We start from the raw sequence: 14140 nt of genomic DNA on the forward strand, positions 1-14140 counted from the left end.
GCACATGTCCGCTGAAATCGATTCCGAAACTCTTCTCTCCCGCGCTTCGCAACTGATCGACCTCGCCATCAAGGCGGGTGCGGACAAGGCCGATGCCGTCGTCATCCGCTCCAGTTCGCGTTCCGTCAGTGTCCGCCTCGGTAAGGTCGAAGGCACGGAAGCCTCCGAAAGCGATGATTTCGCCCTGCGCGTCTTTGTCGGCAACAGGGTCGCCAGCGTGTCGGCCAATCCCGGTTTCGACATCAAGGTTCTGGCCGAGCGCGCCGTGTCGATGGCCAAAGTGTCGCCGGAAGATCCCTATGCCTGCCTCGCCGAGGAGGCCAATCTGGCGCGCTCTTACGCCGATCTCGAACTCTACGATCCGACCGAAGTGTCGACCGACCAGCTGCGTGACGCAGCCCTTGCCGCCGAACAGGCAGCGCTTGAGGTGCCGGGCGTCAGCAATTCCTCGGGCGCCGGTGCATCCGCCGGTGCCGGCGGTCTCGTTCTCGTCACCTCGCACGGTTTTTCCGGCAGCTATATGGGCAGCCGTTTCGGCCATTCCGTCAGCGTCATTGCCGGCGAAGGCACCAGGATGGAGCGCGACTACGATTTCGACAGCCGCCTCTATTACGCCGATCTCGACGATCCGGCGCTGATCGGCCGCCGCGCCGGTGAGCGCACCGTCAAGCGCGTCAACCCGCGTCAGGTCGATACCGGCAGCAATGTCACGGTGGTGTTCGATCCGCGCATTGCCCGCGGTTTCGTCGGCCATATCGCCGGCGCCATCAATGGTGCCTCGGTCGCCCGCAAGACCAGCTTCTTGCGCGACAAGATGGGACAACAGGTTCTGAAATCCGGTCTGCACATCACCGATGATCCGCTGGTCGTGCGCGGCTCCTCCTCGCGCCCCTTCGATGGCGAGGGCATCTCGGGCGAGCGCCTGGTGATGATCGAGGACGGCGTTTTGAAACACTGGTTCCTGTCCACCTCCACCGGCCGTGAGCTTGGCCTGCCCACCAATGGCCGTGGCGTGCGTGGTGGTACGTCGGTCTCGCCGGCCTCCACCAATCTGGCGCTGGAGCCGGGCGATATCGCCCCGCAGGACCTGATCCGCCAGATCGGCAACGGCTTTTACGTGACCGAACTGATCGGCCAAGGCGTCAACATGATTACCGGCGAATATTCGCGCGGCGCCACCGGCTTCTGGATCGAGAATGGCGAACTGTCCTTTGCCGTTTCGGAAGTCACCATCGCCTCCAATCTCAAAGACATGTTCATGCGGCTGACGCCGGCAAACGATATCGACCGCAAGTTCGGTGTTGCCTCGCCGACCATTGCCATCGAGGGCATGACTCTGGCCGGACGGTGACATGATGGAAAGCGACCGCTGGAACGCCGATCTCGACCTCATCCGTGAAGCCGCGCGGGCTGCAGGCGAGATTGCGCTCGGTTTTTTCGGCCAGTCGCCGGAAGTCTGGTGGAAGAATGGCGGGCAATCGCCCGTCAGCGCCGCCGATTTTGCCGCCAATGATTGCCTGCAGAACCTGCTGACCAAGGCGCGGCCGGACTATGGCTGGCTGTCGGAGGAAAACGACGACGACCGGGCGCGGCTGTCGGCGCAAACCGTGTTCGTTGTCGATCCGATCGATGGCACGCGCGGTTTCATCAACGGCGCCACCAACTGGTGCGTCAGCGTCGCGGTTGTGCATCAGGGAAGCCCGGTTGCGGGCGTATTGTTTGCACCGGCCTTGCAGGAAGAGTTTTCGGCGGCTCTCGATGGTCCGGCGCTCAAGAATGGCGAGGCGATCTCGGTTGCCGTCCACCGTCCCGACGATGTGCTCAACATTGCCGCCTCTGCCGAGATGGTGGAAAAATTCGAGCCGGAATACCGCAAGCTGCTCAGCCGGGTGAAACATGTGCCGTCGCTTGCCTACCGGCTTGCCATGGTGGCCGATGGCCGTATCGATGGCACGCTGGTTGCCCGCAATTCGCATGACTGGGATCTGGCGGCAGCCGACCTGATCCTTTCCCGGTCAGGTGGCAGCCTTGTCGATACGGATGGTGCCCGCCTCGTTTACAATCGCGAAACCGTGAAGCACGCAACACTCTTTGCCGGTGGCGAATCGGTTATCAAAAGCCTGTTGCGTCAAGCCCATTCCGGTTGACCTTTGGAGGGAAATCCCTCAATGACAACCAAATAAGGCAAGCCATCCAGCCGACACGTATTGAGAGATCGACATGACCGAGACCACCGAAAAGAAACAGCTTCTGCATCTGGTTTTCGGAGGCGAGCTTTCCGACCTCACCGATGTGCAGTTCCGCGATCTGTCCGCGCTCGATATCGTCGGAATCTTCCCGGATTATGCCACTGCCCTCACTGCCTGGAAGGCCAAGGCGCAGCAGACGGTCGACAACGCCCACATGCGTTATTTCATCGTGCATATGCATCGCCTGCTCGACCCGAAGTCGACCGGCCTCTGACGTTTGCGGTGTAGTCGGAACCGATAGCTGTGGTTATCGGTTCTTATACTGCAGCCCCCCTTTTTTTGACGTATTTGTAAAGCAGAACGCGGACGCTATAAGCAATACATGCTAGGGGCTGGGCAATTGACATTGATGGCGACGGATCAGGGGATGATGCGATGAGCAAGGGCTTGGCGCGCATCGCTTTGACCGGGTACCGTGTCGTCGGCATCCTCGCCTATCCGCTCACCGGAAGTTATCTCGCCTACCGCACCGTCAAGGGCAAGGAAGACCGCCAGCGCCGGCTGGAGCGTTTCGGTTATGCCAGCCAGCCGCGCCCGTTCGGGCCGCTCGTCTGGGTGCATGCCGCAAGTGTCGGCGAAACGCTCGCCGTCATTCCGCTGATCCGCGAGTTCGGCCGTCGCGGCATCCATGTCCTGCTGACCACCGGCACCGTCACCTCGGCAGCTCTGGTGGAAAACCGCCTCGGCAACGAGGTTATCCATCAATATGTGCCGCTCGACATCAAGTTCGCCATCAAGCGTTTCGTCAATTACTGGCGCCCGGATGCGGCGATTACCGCCGAGTCCGAAATCTGGCCGACCACGATCGCCGAGCTCAACCGTCGCCACATCCCGCAGATCCGCGTCAACGCCCGTATTTCCGATCGTTCGTTCGATCGCTGGAAAGGCTATTCCGGCATAGCCGAACAGCTTTTCGGCAAGATGGCACTGGTTGTTGCCCGCTCCGAGGTCGATGCCGAGCGTTTTCGTGATCTCGGCGCCTGGCCGGTCACCGTTTCCGGCAACCTGAAGGGCGATACCGATCCGCCGCCGGCTGATCCTGCCGTCGTCGAAACCTACCGGGCGCAGATCGGCAACCGCAAGACATGGGCCGCCATCTGCACCTTCGATGGCGAGGAAACCGCAGCCGCCACCGTTCACCGTGCGCTCAAACCCCGCAATGGCCAGCTCACCATCATCGTGCCGCGCCATCCCGAGCGCGGCGATGCCATCGAGACCATGCTGACCGAGCAGGGCCTGAAGGTCGCCCGTCGTTCCCGAAACGATGTCATCACGCCGGACACCGATATCTTTCTCGGCGACAGTATCGGCGAGATGGGCATGTATCTGCGCCTCACCGAAGTCTCCTTTGTCGGCCGCTCGCTGACGGCCGAAGGCGGGCAGAACCCGATCGAGTCGGCCATGCTCGGCTGCGCGGTTCTCTCCGGCAGCAATGTCCAGAATTTCCGCGAAACCTATCAGCAGCTGATCCGCAAGGGTGGCGCGCGCATGATCCGCGATAACGAAATGCTGGCCAAGGCCGTGCATTACCTGCTGACCAACGATATTGCCCGCCGCAACATGATCGATGCCGGCCAGGAGGCCATTCAGGACATGCGCGGCGCGCTGTCTGCCACCGTCAAGGCGCTGGAACCCTATATCAATCCGCTCGCCGTTTCCGCTGCCCTGCAGCCCAAGACCGCGGCGCAGTAAAACAGCATGGGCAATCGGGATTTCTCCGCGATCAAGGCTATCCTGTTCGACAAGGACGGCACGCTTCTGCGCTACGACGAAAGCTGGGGGCCGGTGAACCGCGAGGCGGCCCGCATTGCCGCCGCCGGTGATGCCGTGCTCGAACCCGCACTTCTTTGCGCAGGCGGCATGGACGAAGCCTCCGGCCACACCCGCGCCGACAGCCTGTTTGCCGCCGGCAGCGCCGCCGATATCGCCCGCGGGCTTGTTGCTGCCGGTTCGCCGCTGGATGCAGTCGATCTTACGCAAAAGCTCGACGCGCTCTTCCTGCGATCTGCCGAATATTCCGTGCCGGCCGCCGATCTTGCCGGTTATTTTGGACGGCTGAAGGCGCGTGGCCTCAAGCTCGGCGTCGCCTCCAGCGATAACGAGGCCGCCATCCGCGCCACCGCCGAGCGTTTCGATTTTGCCGGATATCTCGATTTTGTCGCGGGTTACGACAGTGGCCATGGTGTGAAGCCGGAACCGGGCATGCTTTTGGCATTTGCCCGTGCGGTCGGTGTGGAACCGGCCGAGGTCGCCATGGTCGGCGACAACAAACACGACATGCATGTCGGGCAATCGGCAGGGTCAGGCCTGAACGTTGCGGTGCTGACCGGCACCGGCACCACCGAAACATTGTCGCCGCTGGCTGATATAGTGCTTGGTGATATTACCCTGATTGAAGATCTTTTGCCGTAAATCTTGCCTTTTTAGCGGTTCTGAAGTTTTTAAGCCGGGAAACAGGCAAGAGCAGAGAGTAAAGATGGTTTCCGAAGCGCCGCCCTTCTGGTGGACAAAGGCCGATTGGCGCGCCTGGGGTCTGTCCCCGATTTCATACCTTTACGGTCGTATCGCAGGTGCCCGCATGCGCAAGGCGCGGCGCGGCAGCGTTCCCATTCCCGTGATCTGCATCGGCAATTTCACCGTCGGCGGCGCCGGCAAGACACCGACGGCGATCGCCATTGCCCGTGCCGCAATCGCGCGTGGCCTCAAACCCGGATTTCTGAGCCGCGGTTACGGCGGCTCGCTCGATGTTGTCACCGTCGTCGATCCGCATCACCACCGCGCCGATGCCGTCGGTGACGAGGCGCTGCTTCTGGCGCGCGAGGCGATGACGGTGATCTCCCGTCGCCGTGTTGATGGAGCGAAAAGGCTGGTCTCGGAAGGCGCCGATATCATCATCATGGATGACGGTTTCCAGAGTGCCCGGCTGGAACTGGATTTCGCGCTCGTCGTCATCGACAGCAATCGCGGCATCGGCAACGGCCATCTCGTGCCCGGCGGCCCGGTGCGTGCGCCGATTTCGGAGCAAATGCACCAGCTCTCGGCCATTCTCAAGGTTGGCAATGGCCCGGCCGCGGATGCGCTTGTGCGGCAGGCGGCAAGGGCGGGCAAGGCGGTGCATGTGGCATCCGTCGTGCCGCGGCCGGACCCGTCTTTGGTCAACCGTCATGTATTTGCCTATGTCGGCATTGCCGATCCGGACAAATTTTATCGCACGGTGATGAGCCTTGGCGCGGCCATCGTCGAGCGCCGCGCCTTCCCGGATCATCATTATTTTACTGAGGACGAGATCGCCGATCTTCTGAACGATGCGGCGAAGCAGGATCTTCTGCCGGTTACCACATCCAAGGACGCGGTGCGGCTGACCGGTCATTCCGGCAAGGCACAGGAACTTTCGGAAAAGACCACCGTGGTGGAAATCGACATGGTGTTCGACGATCCGCAGGCACCTGGCCACATCATCGATGCGGCCATCGCCCATTGCCGCCAGCGGCTCTTGAAGGCGAAATAATCAGGCGCGTTTCTGGTTGGGCAAAATGCCGGCGCGCTTGTCGGCTTCCAGCGATGCGGCGCAATCGGCATAGGGTTCCTGACGGGCAACGCTCCAGTAGCGCAACTCGTCGAGCGCAATATTGGCACCGGTCATGGCGCAGATGACGAACGAGCCGGATGTGATGATCTGGTAATCGCCGTCGAGGTAGCGAAGTTTTGCCTCGCGAAAACCTGCGCCTTCAAAACGGTTCATCCTGCGTCTCCTGCCGAAAATCTTTGACCCGAAAATCATGACTGGTGATTACCGCGAAGGTGAGGGGATGGGAAGGGGCTGAGGCGGCATTCGTTTTGGGGTGGATATGGTGCGGCTTGTTCAGGATATCTTCTCCCCAGCGGGGAGAAGGTGGCCCGAAGGGTCGGATGAGGGGGGCGAAGCCACATAAACGTGTTGCCGTGTGGCCCCCTCATCGCCTCGCTGGCGCTCCGGCACTTCTCCCCGATGGGGAGAAGATGTTTGCGGCGCCGTTGCCACCCACCACCCTCAACTGCGCCCGAACAACTTCTCGATATCCGTCAGCTTCAATTCGATATAGGTCGGCCGGCCATGGTTGCACTGGCCCGATCCCGGCGTCGCTTCCATGTCGCGCAACAGTGCATTCATCTCTTCCGGCTTCAAACGACGGCCCGAGCGCACCGAACCATGGCAGGCCATGGTTGCCGCCACATGTTCCAGCCGGCCCTTCAGCCCGCCCGCCGTGTTCCATTCCGCCACCTCGTCGGCAAGGTCGCGGATCAGGTCGGAGGCATCGACCTCGCCCAGCATGGCAGGTGTTTCGCGCACGGCGATCGCGCCGGGGCCGAACCGTTCGATGGCCAGCCCCAGCCGGTCGAGCGCATCGGCATGCACCATCAGCCGGTCGCAATCCTCTTCCGGCAGATCGATGATCTCGGGGATGAGCAGAACCTGCGAGGGCAGCCGGTCGGCATCCAGCGCCTTGCGCATCGCCTCGAACACCAGCCGTTCATGCGCCGCATGCTGGTCGACGATGACGAGACCGTTTTCCGTCTGCGCGACGATATAGTTTTCATGCAGCTGCGCCCTGGCTGCCCCCAGCCGGTGGCGGATCGGCGCGTCTTCGGCAATGCTCGGCGCCTCGAAACGGTCTGCCCGCGCGCTCGGCATGGTCATGGCGTCGAAACCGCTCTGGCGTTCGGCAAAACCGGTTTGCTGGAATGGACGTGACGGGGAGGTTGCCGCACTCCAAGGCTGGCTCGGCGCCGAAGAGGCAAAACGCGAGCTTGCCCAACCGCCGCCAACACCGGCAGATTGCGCAGGCTGGCCCTGCGGCTGATAGGACGGCTGATACCCGCCCGGCGCTTCCGGCCGGAATGCCCGCAACAACCCGCTTGCGCCGGTCGTTGCCGCACGATCCCCCTCGCGTGCCAAAGCCTGCCGGATCGCGCCGACGATCAGCCCGCGCACCAGACCCGGATCGCGAAAACGCACATCGGACTTGGCCGGATGCACGTTGACATCCACCAGCGCCGGATCGAGCCCGATGGAAAGCACGGCGATCGGATACCGCCCGGACGGAATGGTTTCGGCATAGGCGCCGCGAATGGCCGACAGCAGCAGCTTGTCCTGCACCGGCCGGCCGTTGACGAACATGTATTGATGGCCGGAATTGCCACGGTTGAAGGTCGGCACGCCGGCAAAACCGGTCAGCGTCACGTCCTCGCGTGCGGCATCGATCTCGATGGCATTGTCCTTGAACTCTGCGCCCAAAATCTGCGCCATGCGGGCGAGATGATCATCGCCGGTGGCCGGCAGTTCCAGCGTCGACCGGTCGGGACCCGACAGCACGAACCGCACTTTCGGGAAAGCGATCGCCATGCGCTTCACCACTTCGGTGATCGCACCGGCCTCGGCCTTTTCGGTTTTCAGGAACTTCAGGCGGGCAGGGGTGGCGAAAAAGATGTCGCGCACTTCGACAACCGTGCCGGCATTGGCCGCGGCCGGTTTGACGGCCGACGTTTTGCCGCCGACAACACTCACTTCATAACCTTCCGGCGCCCCCTGCTGGCGGCTGGTGATCGTCAGCCGCGCGACGGAGCCAATGGAAGGCAGCGCCTCGCCACGGAAACCGAGCGTGCGGATATCGTCGAGATGAACGTCGATCTTGGAGGTGCAGTGGCGGCGCACGGCAAGCTCCAGATCGGCCGAATTCATGCCGGATCCGTTGTCGATGATGCGCATCAGGCTCTTGCCGCCACCGGCCGTGGCGATCTCGATACGGGTCGCGCCGGCATCGATGGCGTTTTCGATGAGTTCCTTGGCGGCGCTGGCCGGACGCTCGATCACCTCGCCGGCGGCGATCTGGTTGATCAGCGTTTCTGAAAGCAGTTTGACTGGCATGGCGCCATTTTCCCGGATTCGTGGACGCCTGCAAAGGCCAGGCCGAAGCGGCTGGCCAAAATGCGACGATTAATTCGACTTTAAGACAAAAGCGCTACATCTGCGGCGGGTATATCATGCCTGCCGATCTTTTCCTCATTGCCTTGCGGCGATCGGGGCGCCCAAGCCGGAAACGCCGATAACCGATCCTCTAAGATCGTCACCGTCGGGCGTCAAGACAAGGGTTGAGGTGATCGACAGGTTCTGCGGTCCGGCTTTCGCCGGGGCGCCATGTGGGGTGCAGGAGACGTTTTGATGGATGATTTGACGTCTGACGACGCAAACATTCAATCCGCCATGCTGGATGTCGTTTCCGAAGCCATTTCGGGGGCGTTCCTGGTCTATGACCGCGACGACCTGATCGTTTTCGCCAGCCCGCAACTGCGCAATTTTTTCCCCACCATCATGCCCGCGCCGCGCACCCGCATGCGCGATTTTTTCGGTTCGATCCACGATACGGGCAAGCTCGCCGGCCGCGATGCGCTGAACCGGCCGCATCGTTCGCCGCTGCGCCGCGAGGACTGGGTGGCCGAGCAGATCGCCACCCTGTGGAAGGAACGCTCGGAAACGCTGGAGCGTTGCGGCGCCGAGCGCTGGATTTCCTATACCAAACGCCGCCTGTCCTCCGGTTATGGTGTGTGCATCGTCCGCGACGTGTCGGAAACCAAGAAGCGTGAAGATCAGTGGCGCGCCGATATGGAACGCGTGCAGGTCACCGAGGATATTCTCGACAATCTGCCGGTGCCGGTGCTCGTCAAGGACCGCAATTTCCAGTTCGTCGCCGTCAACAAGGCGGCCTGTGATCTCTACGGCCTGCCGGCCACCGCCATTCTCGGCCGTCGCCTGTCGGACCTGCACAGGACCGATCTCGTCGAGCGTCTGGACGACACCGCCCGTCAGGTGATGGACACCGGCCTCACCATCGTCACGCCGGAACAGATGATCCGCGCCGATGGCCGCGAGGCCTCGATCGTTACCAGCCGGTATCGCATCGGCAAGCCGGGCCGGTATTTCGTCGTTTCCGTCATTCAGGATATTTCGGCGCTTGCCGATACCGAATTTGCGCCGCCGCCGGCCGACATGCCCCCCAGCCTCGATTTCTCCGAGGCTGGCGTCATCTCGTCCCATGCCAGCGGCCGCCGACCGCCATCGCCGCCGATGCACATTCCCGAAAACACCAGAATACTGGTGGCGACCGCCGAGGATGAACTGGCGGCAGCAGCGATTGCCAGCTTGCAAAAGGCGGGTGTCGATTGCTCACGGGTGACGAGCCATGCCGAACTGGAAATCTTTCTCGATATCGCCGCCGATGCCAAGGTCATTGTCGATCTCGTCGTCATCGACAGCGCCATGGAGATCGGCTGCATCGAGACAGCCGGCCAATACGGCATCGACGTGCTGGCTCTCGAACCCTTCCAGATGCGCGGCGAACTGATTACCGCCATCGAACGCCATCTCGGCGAGACACGCAGTGCGCAGTCTCAGACCGTGCAGGCGGAAGACGAGCCGCAGATCGAAGACCAGGGCGACTGGCAGATTTCCGGCCAACAGCAGATCGATGTGCTGGTCGCCGAAGACAATGCCGTCAACCAGATCGTCTTTTCGCAGATCCTCGAAGGCCTCGGTTATCGTTATGTCATCGCCACGGATGGCGAAGAGGCGGTGCGGATCTGGCAGGAACAGAAGCCGCGCGCCGTGTTGATGGATATCACCCTGCCGAAGCTGAACGGTTTCGAAGCCACCCGTCGCATCCGTGATCTGGAAGGCGGCTCCGGTGCCACCGTCGTCATCGGCGTCCTGCAACCGGCATTCGAAAACGATCGCGAACAGTGTCAGCAGTCCGGCATGGATGCGGTCATCATCAAGCCGGTCAGCAGCGATGCCGTCGAGGCGGTGTTCACGGCGCTGGGCATGGGCGGCGAAGAAGAAAAGGCGCAGAACCGGTCGGTTTGATCAGCTGTGCATCCGCACGCTGAAGTTTTCTTAATCTTTTCGTCTCATCCTCCTTTCAGCCAGAAGGTGATACGGGATCATGAAATGAAATTGGCAGGCGCCCAGTTGCCTCAGGTCAGCCAGAACGAGTTGCAGGCCATGGCCTACAGCGACCCGCTGACAGGGCTCGGCAATCGTTACCGCCTGCGTGACAAGGTGCGCATGCTGGCGGCCGAACGCGCCGACGATCCTGCACCCTTTGCCATCTGCATCGCCAATCTCGACGGTTTCAAACCCATCAACGACCTGTTCGGCGCCGAAGCCGGCGACGAGATCCTCTGTCAGGTCGGCCATCGCCTCAAAGCTTGCATTCCCGACGGCGCCACCGTCACCCGTCATGACGGCGACGAGTTTGCCTTCGTGTTTCCGCTGGTCTTCGAAAAGAACGGTGCCGAGCGCATCGGTCAGATGATCAAGGATGTGCTGTCTGCTCCCTACGATCTCGGCGATCGCAATGTGCGCCTGTCTTCTTCCTTCGGTTTTGCCATCTATCCCTTTGCCGGTGAGGAATTCGAGGATCTTTTGAAAAGCGCCGAAACCGCGCTTTACCGCTCCAAACGTCGTGGCCGTGGCCAGATCACCGTCTATTCCCAGGAAATCGCCCAGGAAATGAAGCGCGCCACGCAGCTGGAACAGGCACTGCGCAACGCCATCATCGCCGATGCGGTCGATGTGCATTTCCAGCCGATCGTGCGCCTGCGCGATGGCGCCGTGCTCGGTTTCGAGGCGCTGGCCCGCTGGATCGACCCCGATCTCGGTTTTGTTTCGCCCGCCGCCTTCGTGCCTTTGGCGGAAGAGCGCGGGTTCATCGACGCGCTGTCGGAAACGCTGCTGCGCAAGGCGGCGGAAGCAGCACTTTCATGGCCACGCGAACTGTTCCTTTCGTTCAATCTCTCCTCGGCGCAGCTGATGGATCCCGGCACGGCGCAGTCCATGCTGCAAACGCTTGCCCGCGTCGGTCTCGATCCCAACCGCGTCGAGCTGGAAATCACCGAAACCGCGGTGATGACCTCGGCCGACACCGCCCACCGCATCATCACCGAATTGCGTCAGGCCGGTGTGCGCATCTCGCTCGATGACTTTGGCACCGGCCAGTCCAGCCTTGGGCGGCTGCGTGATTTCACCTTCGACAAGGTCAAGATCGACCGCGCCTTCGTGTCGCGCATCACCACCGACCGCGCCTCCGAACATATCATCAAGGCGATCGTCGCCATGTGTGATGGCCTTGACCTTCAGGTGGTCGCCGAAGGTATCGAGCAGATTGGTGAGGCTGAAAAGCTGAAAGCGCTCGGCTGCGGCATGGGGCAGGGTTATTATTACGGCCGCCCGGCCGACAGCATGGCGACGCTGCGTTATCTCGAAGCGCATTACCGCGAATTCGCCCGCATCGAGCGCATCACCGCCTGATCTCAGCTCACGAAAAAAGGGCGATGCCAAAGCACCGCCCTTCGAATGGGACCGATAACGTGTCCCTCAGTCCAGCATGCAAAACCGTTATGGCTTGGCAGGCGTTGCCGGGGTAGTGGCGTTACCGGCCGGAGCCGCCGGAGTTTCCGGACCCGTTGTCGACGACGTGGTCGTCGTATCGGTGCCGGACGTTGCTGCGGTCTGCTGTTCGGCCAGCGTCATGAATTTTGGCGCCGACTGCAGCGATTCTGCCGTTTCCGTGGTGGTCAGGCGCACGCTGTTGTCTTCACGCGACACGGTCAGCTTGTCCATCGGAATGGCGACGTTCTTTTCGCCGATACCAAGGAAGCCGCCGACACCTACCACGGCTGCAACAACACCGCCATTTTCTTCCATGATCAGGTCGTTCACATCGCCGATGCTCTTGTCTTCGGCGTTATAGATCGACTTGCCCATGTAATCGCTGGCGGCAACCTGGGTGGCAGCCTGTTCTGTCAGATAGGTACCGGAAGCGGCACCCGCATCAGCAGAGGTTGCGGAAGGCATTGCCGGCTTTGCCATCGTATCGGCCGGTGCCGACTGTTCGGCCGGAGCAGCCGGTGCCGGGGTGGCAGTCTGGGCGAATGCCGGAGCAATCGCGGTGGATGCCATAAGGGCTGCGGCTGCCATCGTGCTAAGGAACTTGCTCATATCAAACCTGCCTTTCTCGTGTGGGCGGCGCGGCGTCTTGAAGGAAGATCGCCTTGCCGGATCGCTAGGAGAATGGCCGGAGAGCAGGATTGGTTCCGATTTTAATGATTAAAAAATAGGCGGAAAAATGCGGAACAATTCATCATTCCGCAAGTTAGGTCGCACCAACCCGTATGAAAAATTCGGCGCGATGAAGAGGCCAGAAGCGCCCGCGGCCGTCATCCTCGGCGTTGTGCCGAGGATCTGCTAACTTCATGATCGGCGTGGTTAGATCCTCGGGACAGGCCCGAGGATGACGCGGCGATCGAACTTCAGAGCAGGTAATCCGGCTCGAAACGGCCTTTGACGTTGATGCCGAGATCGATCAGGTTGCCGGCTTTCGGGTCTGCCTTGCGGGCTTCATCGTCCATTCCCTGCCAGGCGGATGTCACCAGCAGGCGTTCGGCATCTTTTCCGAAAAACGCCGGGCAGCTGGGCTGTTTCACCGGTACCTCGTAGCGGGCGAGCAGCGTGCCGTCGGGCGCATAGCTGTCCACCACGCCGGCACCCCAGCGCGCATTCCAGATCTTTCCTTCGGCGTCGCAGACCGCACCGTCCATCCCGCCCGGCTTGCCGTTGTTGTCGATCAGCACGGAAGGTTCGCCGGTCGGCAGGCCGGTGGCGGCATCGAGGTCCACGCGCATCAGCCGGTTGATCTTGGTATCGACGAAATAACCGGTGGCGCCATCCGGCGAAAAGCAGATGGCGTTAGTGATGCTGATATTGCCAAAAAGTTTTGTCACCGTGCCCCTGGCGACATGATAGATCGCGCCGGCCCCATCTTCGGCCTTGCGGCCCATCGTGCCGATCCACAAGGCACCGGACTGATGCACGCGGCCGTCATTGGAGCGGTTGCCGGGTTTTTCCGGCTCCAGTTCCAGATAGGGCGAAAATTCGCCGCTCACCGTATCGCGGATGAAAAGCCCCTTGTCGGAGGCGATCAGCTGCCGGCCGGTATCGATGCGGGCCAGCACGCTGCCCATGAACGGCAGGGTATGAACGCGGGTTTCGCCGCTTGCCGTATCGAGTTCATGCAGTTCCGAGCCAACGATGTTGAACCACCAGGCCTTAGCCGTATGCGGATCAAAAGTCGGGCCTTCACCAAGCTCGCTTGTGGCAGCCGAAAGAACGGAACCCTTGAACGGAATGATCTCTGCCGTCATGCCTCAGCCTCCCTTTTTCGCAGCGATGGCCGCATCATAGGCGGCGATCGTCACCTTGGCGCGCTCGCCGACTTCGGCCGCGCTCATGCCCGGCTTGTAGAGGCTGGAGCCGAGACCGAAGGCCAGAATGTTGGCATTGACGTATTCGCCAAAGTTGGCGTCGGAAACACCACCGACGGCGGCGATCACCAGTTCCGGCGGCAGCACGGCGCGGATCGCGGTAATGCCCGATGGGCCGAGCACGCTGGCGGGGAAAAATTTCAAACCCGTCGCACCGGCCTTCGCCGCTGCCAACGCCTCCGTTGCGGTAAACACGCCCGGCAGCGTCACCATGCCCTTGGCGGCGGCAGTTTCGATCACCGCCGGTTCCACATTCGGGCTCACCATCAGTTTGCCGCCTGCCGCTTCCAGCGAATTCACCTGCTCGACCGAAAGCACCGTGCCCGCACCGATCAGCACGTTTGCCGGCGCCAGTTTCGCCGCCGTCTCGATCGAGCGGAACGGATCGGGCGAGTTGAGCGGGATTTCGATCGCCGTAAAACCGGCCTCGATCAGCGTGCCGACCACGGCCTCCGCTTCTGTCGGTTTCAGGCCGCGAAGAATGGCCACCAGCGGGTGCTGCATCTGCGGAAACGGTACTCGGGTCATGGTCATGT

Annotated in this window: 13 protein-coding genes; 8 read left to right on the forward strand and 5 right to left on the reverse strand. The window is 61.8% G+C overall.

Going from position 1 to position 14140, the window contains the following annotated elements; all coding sequences use genetic code 11:
• Positions 1-4: 4 nt before the first annotated feature.
• From EDF70_RS07805 to lpxK, 6 genes are all read left to right on the forward strand, one after another.
• A complete protein-coding gene (locus EDF70_RS07805; protein WP_132272801.1) occupies positions 5-1351 on the forward strand; it encodes a TldD/PmbA family protein in 1347 nt (448 codons plus the stop codon).
• 1 nt (position 1352) lies between these two features.
• Positions 1353-2147, forward strand: a complete 795-nt coding sequence (locus tag EDF70_RS07810; protein WP_132272802.1) for a 3'(2'),5'-bisphosphate nucleotidase CysQ — start codon at positions 1353-1355, stop codon at positions 2145-2147.
• A gap of 73 nt (positions 2148-2220) precedes the next feature.
• Positions 2221-2463, forward strand: a complete 243-nt coding sequence (locus EDF70_RS07815; RefSeq protein ID WP_132272803.1) for a DUF4170 domain-containing protein — start codon at positions 2221-2223, stop codon at positions 2461-2463.
• A gap of 161 nt (positions 2464-2624) precedes the next feature.
• Positions 2625-3941, forward strand: coding sequence for a lipid IV(A) 3-deoxy-D-manno-octulosonic acid transferase (gene waaA, locus EDF70_RS07820; RefSeq protein WP_132272804.1), 1317 nt, complete (start codon positions 2625-2627; stop codon positions 3939-3941).
• Positions 3942-3947: 6 nt separating this feature from the next.
• A complete protein-coding gene (locus EDF70_RS07825) occupies positions 3948-4661 on the forward strand; it encodes an HAD family hydrolase (protein ID WP_132272805.1) in 714 nt (237 codons plus the stop codon).
• Positions 4662-4725: 64 nt separating this feature from the next.
• Positions 4726-5757: a tetraacyldisaccharide 4'-kinase gene (lpxK, locus tag EDF70_RS07830; protein WP_132272806.1), complete on the forward strand. Its 1032-nt coding sequence runs from the start codon at positions 4726-4728 to the stop codon at positions 5755-5757.
• Here the strand turns inward: lpxK and EDF70_RS07835 are convergent, their stop codons facing one another.
• Both EDF70_RS07835 and mutL read right to left on the reverse strand, forming a co-directional pair.
• Positions 5758-5991: a DUF2093 domain-containing protein gene (locus EDF70_RS07835; RefSeq protein WP_132272807.1), complete on the reverse strand. Its 234-nt coding sequence runs from the start codon at positions 5989-5991 to the stop codon at positions 5758-5760.
• Positions 5992-6279: 288 nt separating this feature from the next.
• Positions 6280-8154 carry a DNA mismatch repair endonuclease MutL gene (mutL, locus tag EDF70_RS07840; protein WP_132272808.1) on the reverse strand — a complete coding sequence of 625 codons (1875 nt, stop codon included), beginning with the start codon at positions 8152-8154 and terminating at the stop codon, positions 6280-6282.
• Between the two features lie 294 nt (positions 8155-8448).
• Between mutL and EDF70_RS07845 the strand changes: the two genes are divergently transcribed.
• Together EDF70_RS07845 and EDF70_RS07850 are read left to right on the forward strand one after the other, a co-directional pair.
• Complete coding sequence (locus tag EDF70_RS07845; protein ID WP_165931963.1) at positions 8449-10146, forward strand: response regulator; 1698 nt, start codon at positions 8449-8451, stop codon at positions 10144-10146.
• 84 nt (positions 10147-10230) lie between these two features.
• The gene (locus EDF70_RS07850) at positions 10231-11592 is read left to right on the forward strand and encodes an EAL domain-containing protein (protein ID WP_132272810.1); all 1362 of its coding nucleotides are present in this window, start codon (positions 10231-10233) and stop codon (positions 11590-11592) included.
• 87 nt (positions 11593-11679) lie between these two features.
• Here the strand turns inward: EDF70_RS07850 and EDF70_RS07855 are convergent, their stop codons facing one another.
• From EDF70_RS07855 to EDF70_RS07865, 3 genes are all read right to left on the reverse strand, one after another.
• Positions 11680-12282: a PRC-barrel domain-containing protein gene (locus tag EDF70_RS07855; RefSeq protein ID WP_132272811.1), complete on the reverse strand. Its 603-nt coding sequence runs from the start codon at positions 12280-12282 to the stop codon at positions 11680-11682.
• Between the two features lie 311 nt (positions 12283-12593).
• On the reverse strand, positions 12594-13484 hold the full coding sequence (locus tag EDF70_RS07860) for an SMP-30/gluconolactonase/LRE family protein (RefSeq protein ID WP_132272812.1): 891 nt from the start codon (positions 13482-13484) through the stop codon (positions 12594-12596).
• A gap of 3 nt (positions 13485-13487) precedes the next feature.
• Positions 13488-14132: a 2-dehydro-3-deoxy-6-phosphogalactonate aldolase gene (locus EDF70_RS07865; RefSeq protein ID WP_132272813.1), complete on the reverse strand. Its 645-nt coding sequence runs from the start codon at positions 14130-14132 to the stop codon at positions 13488-13490.
• Positions 14133-14140 lie beyond the last annotated feature (8 nt).

The organism is Neorhizobium sp. JUb45, from assembly GCF_004343585.1.
GTDB lineage: Bacteria > Pseudomonadota > Alphaproteobacteria > Rhizobiales > Rhizobiaceae > Neorhizobium.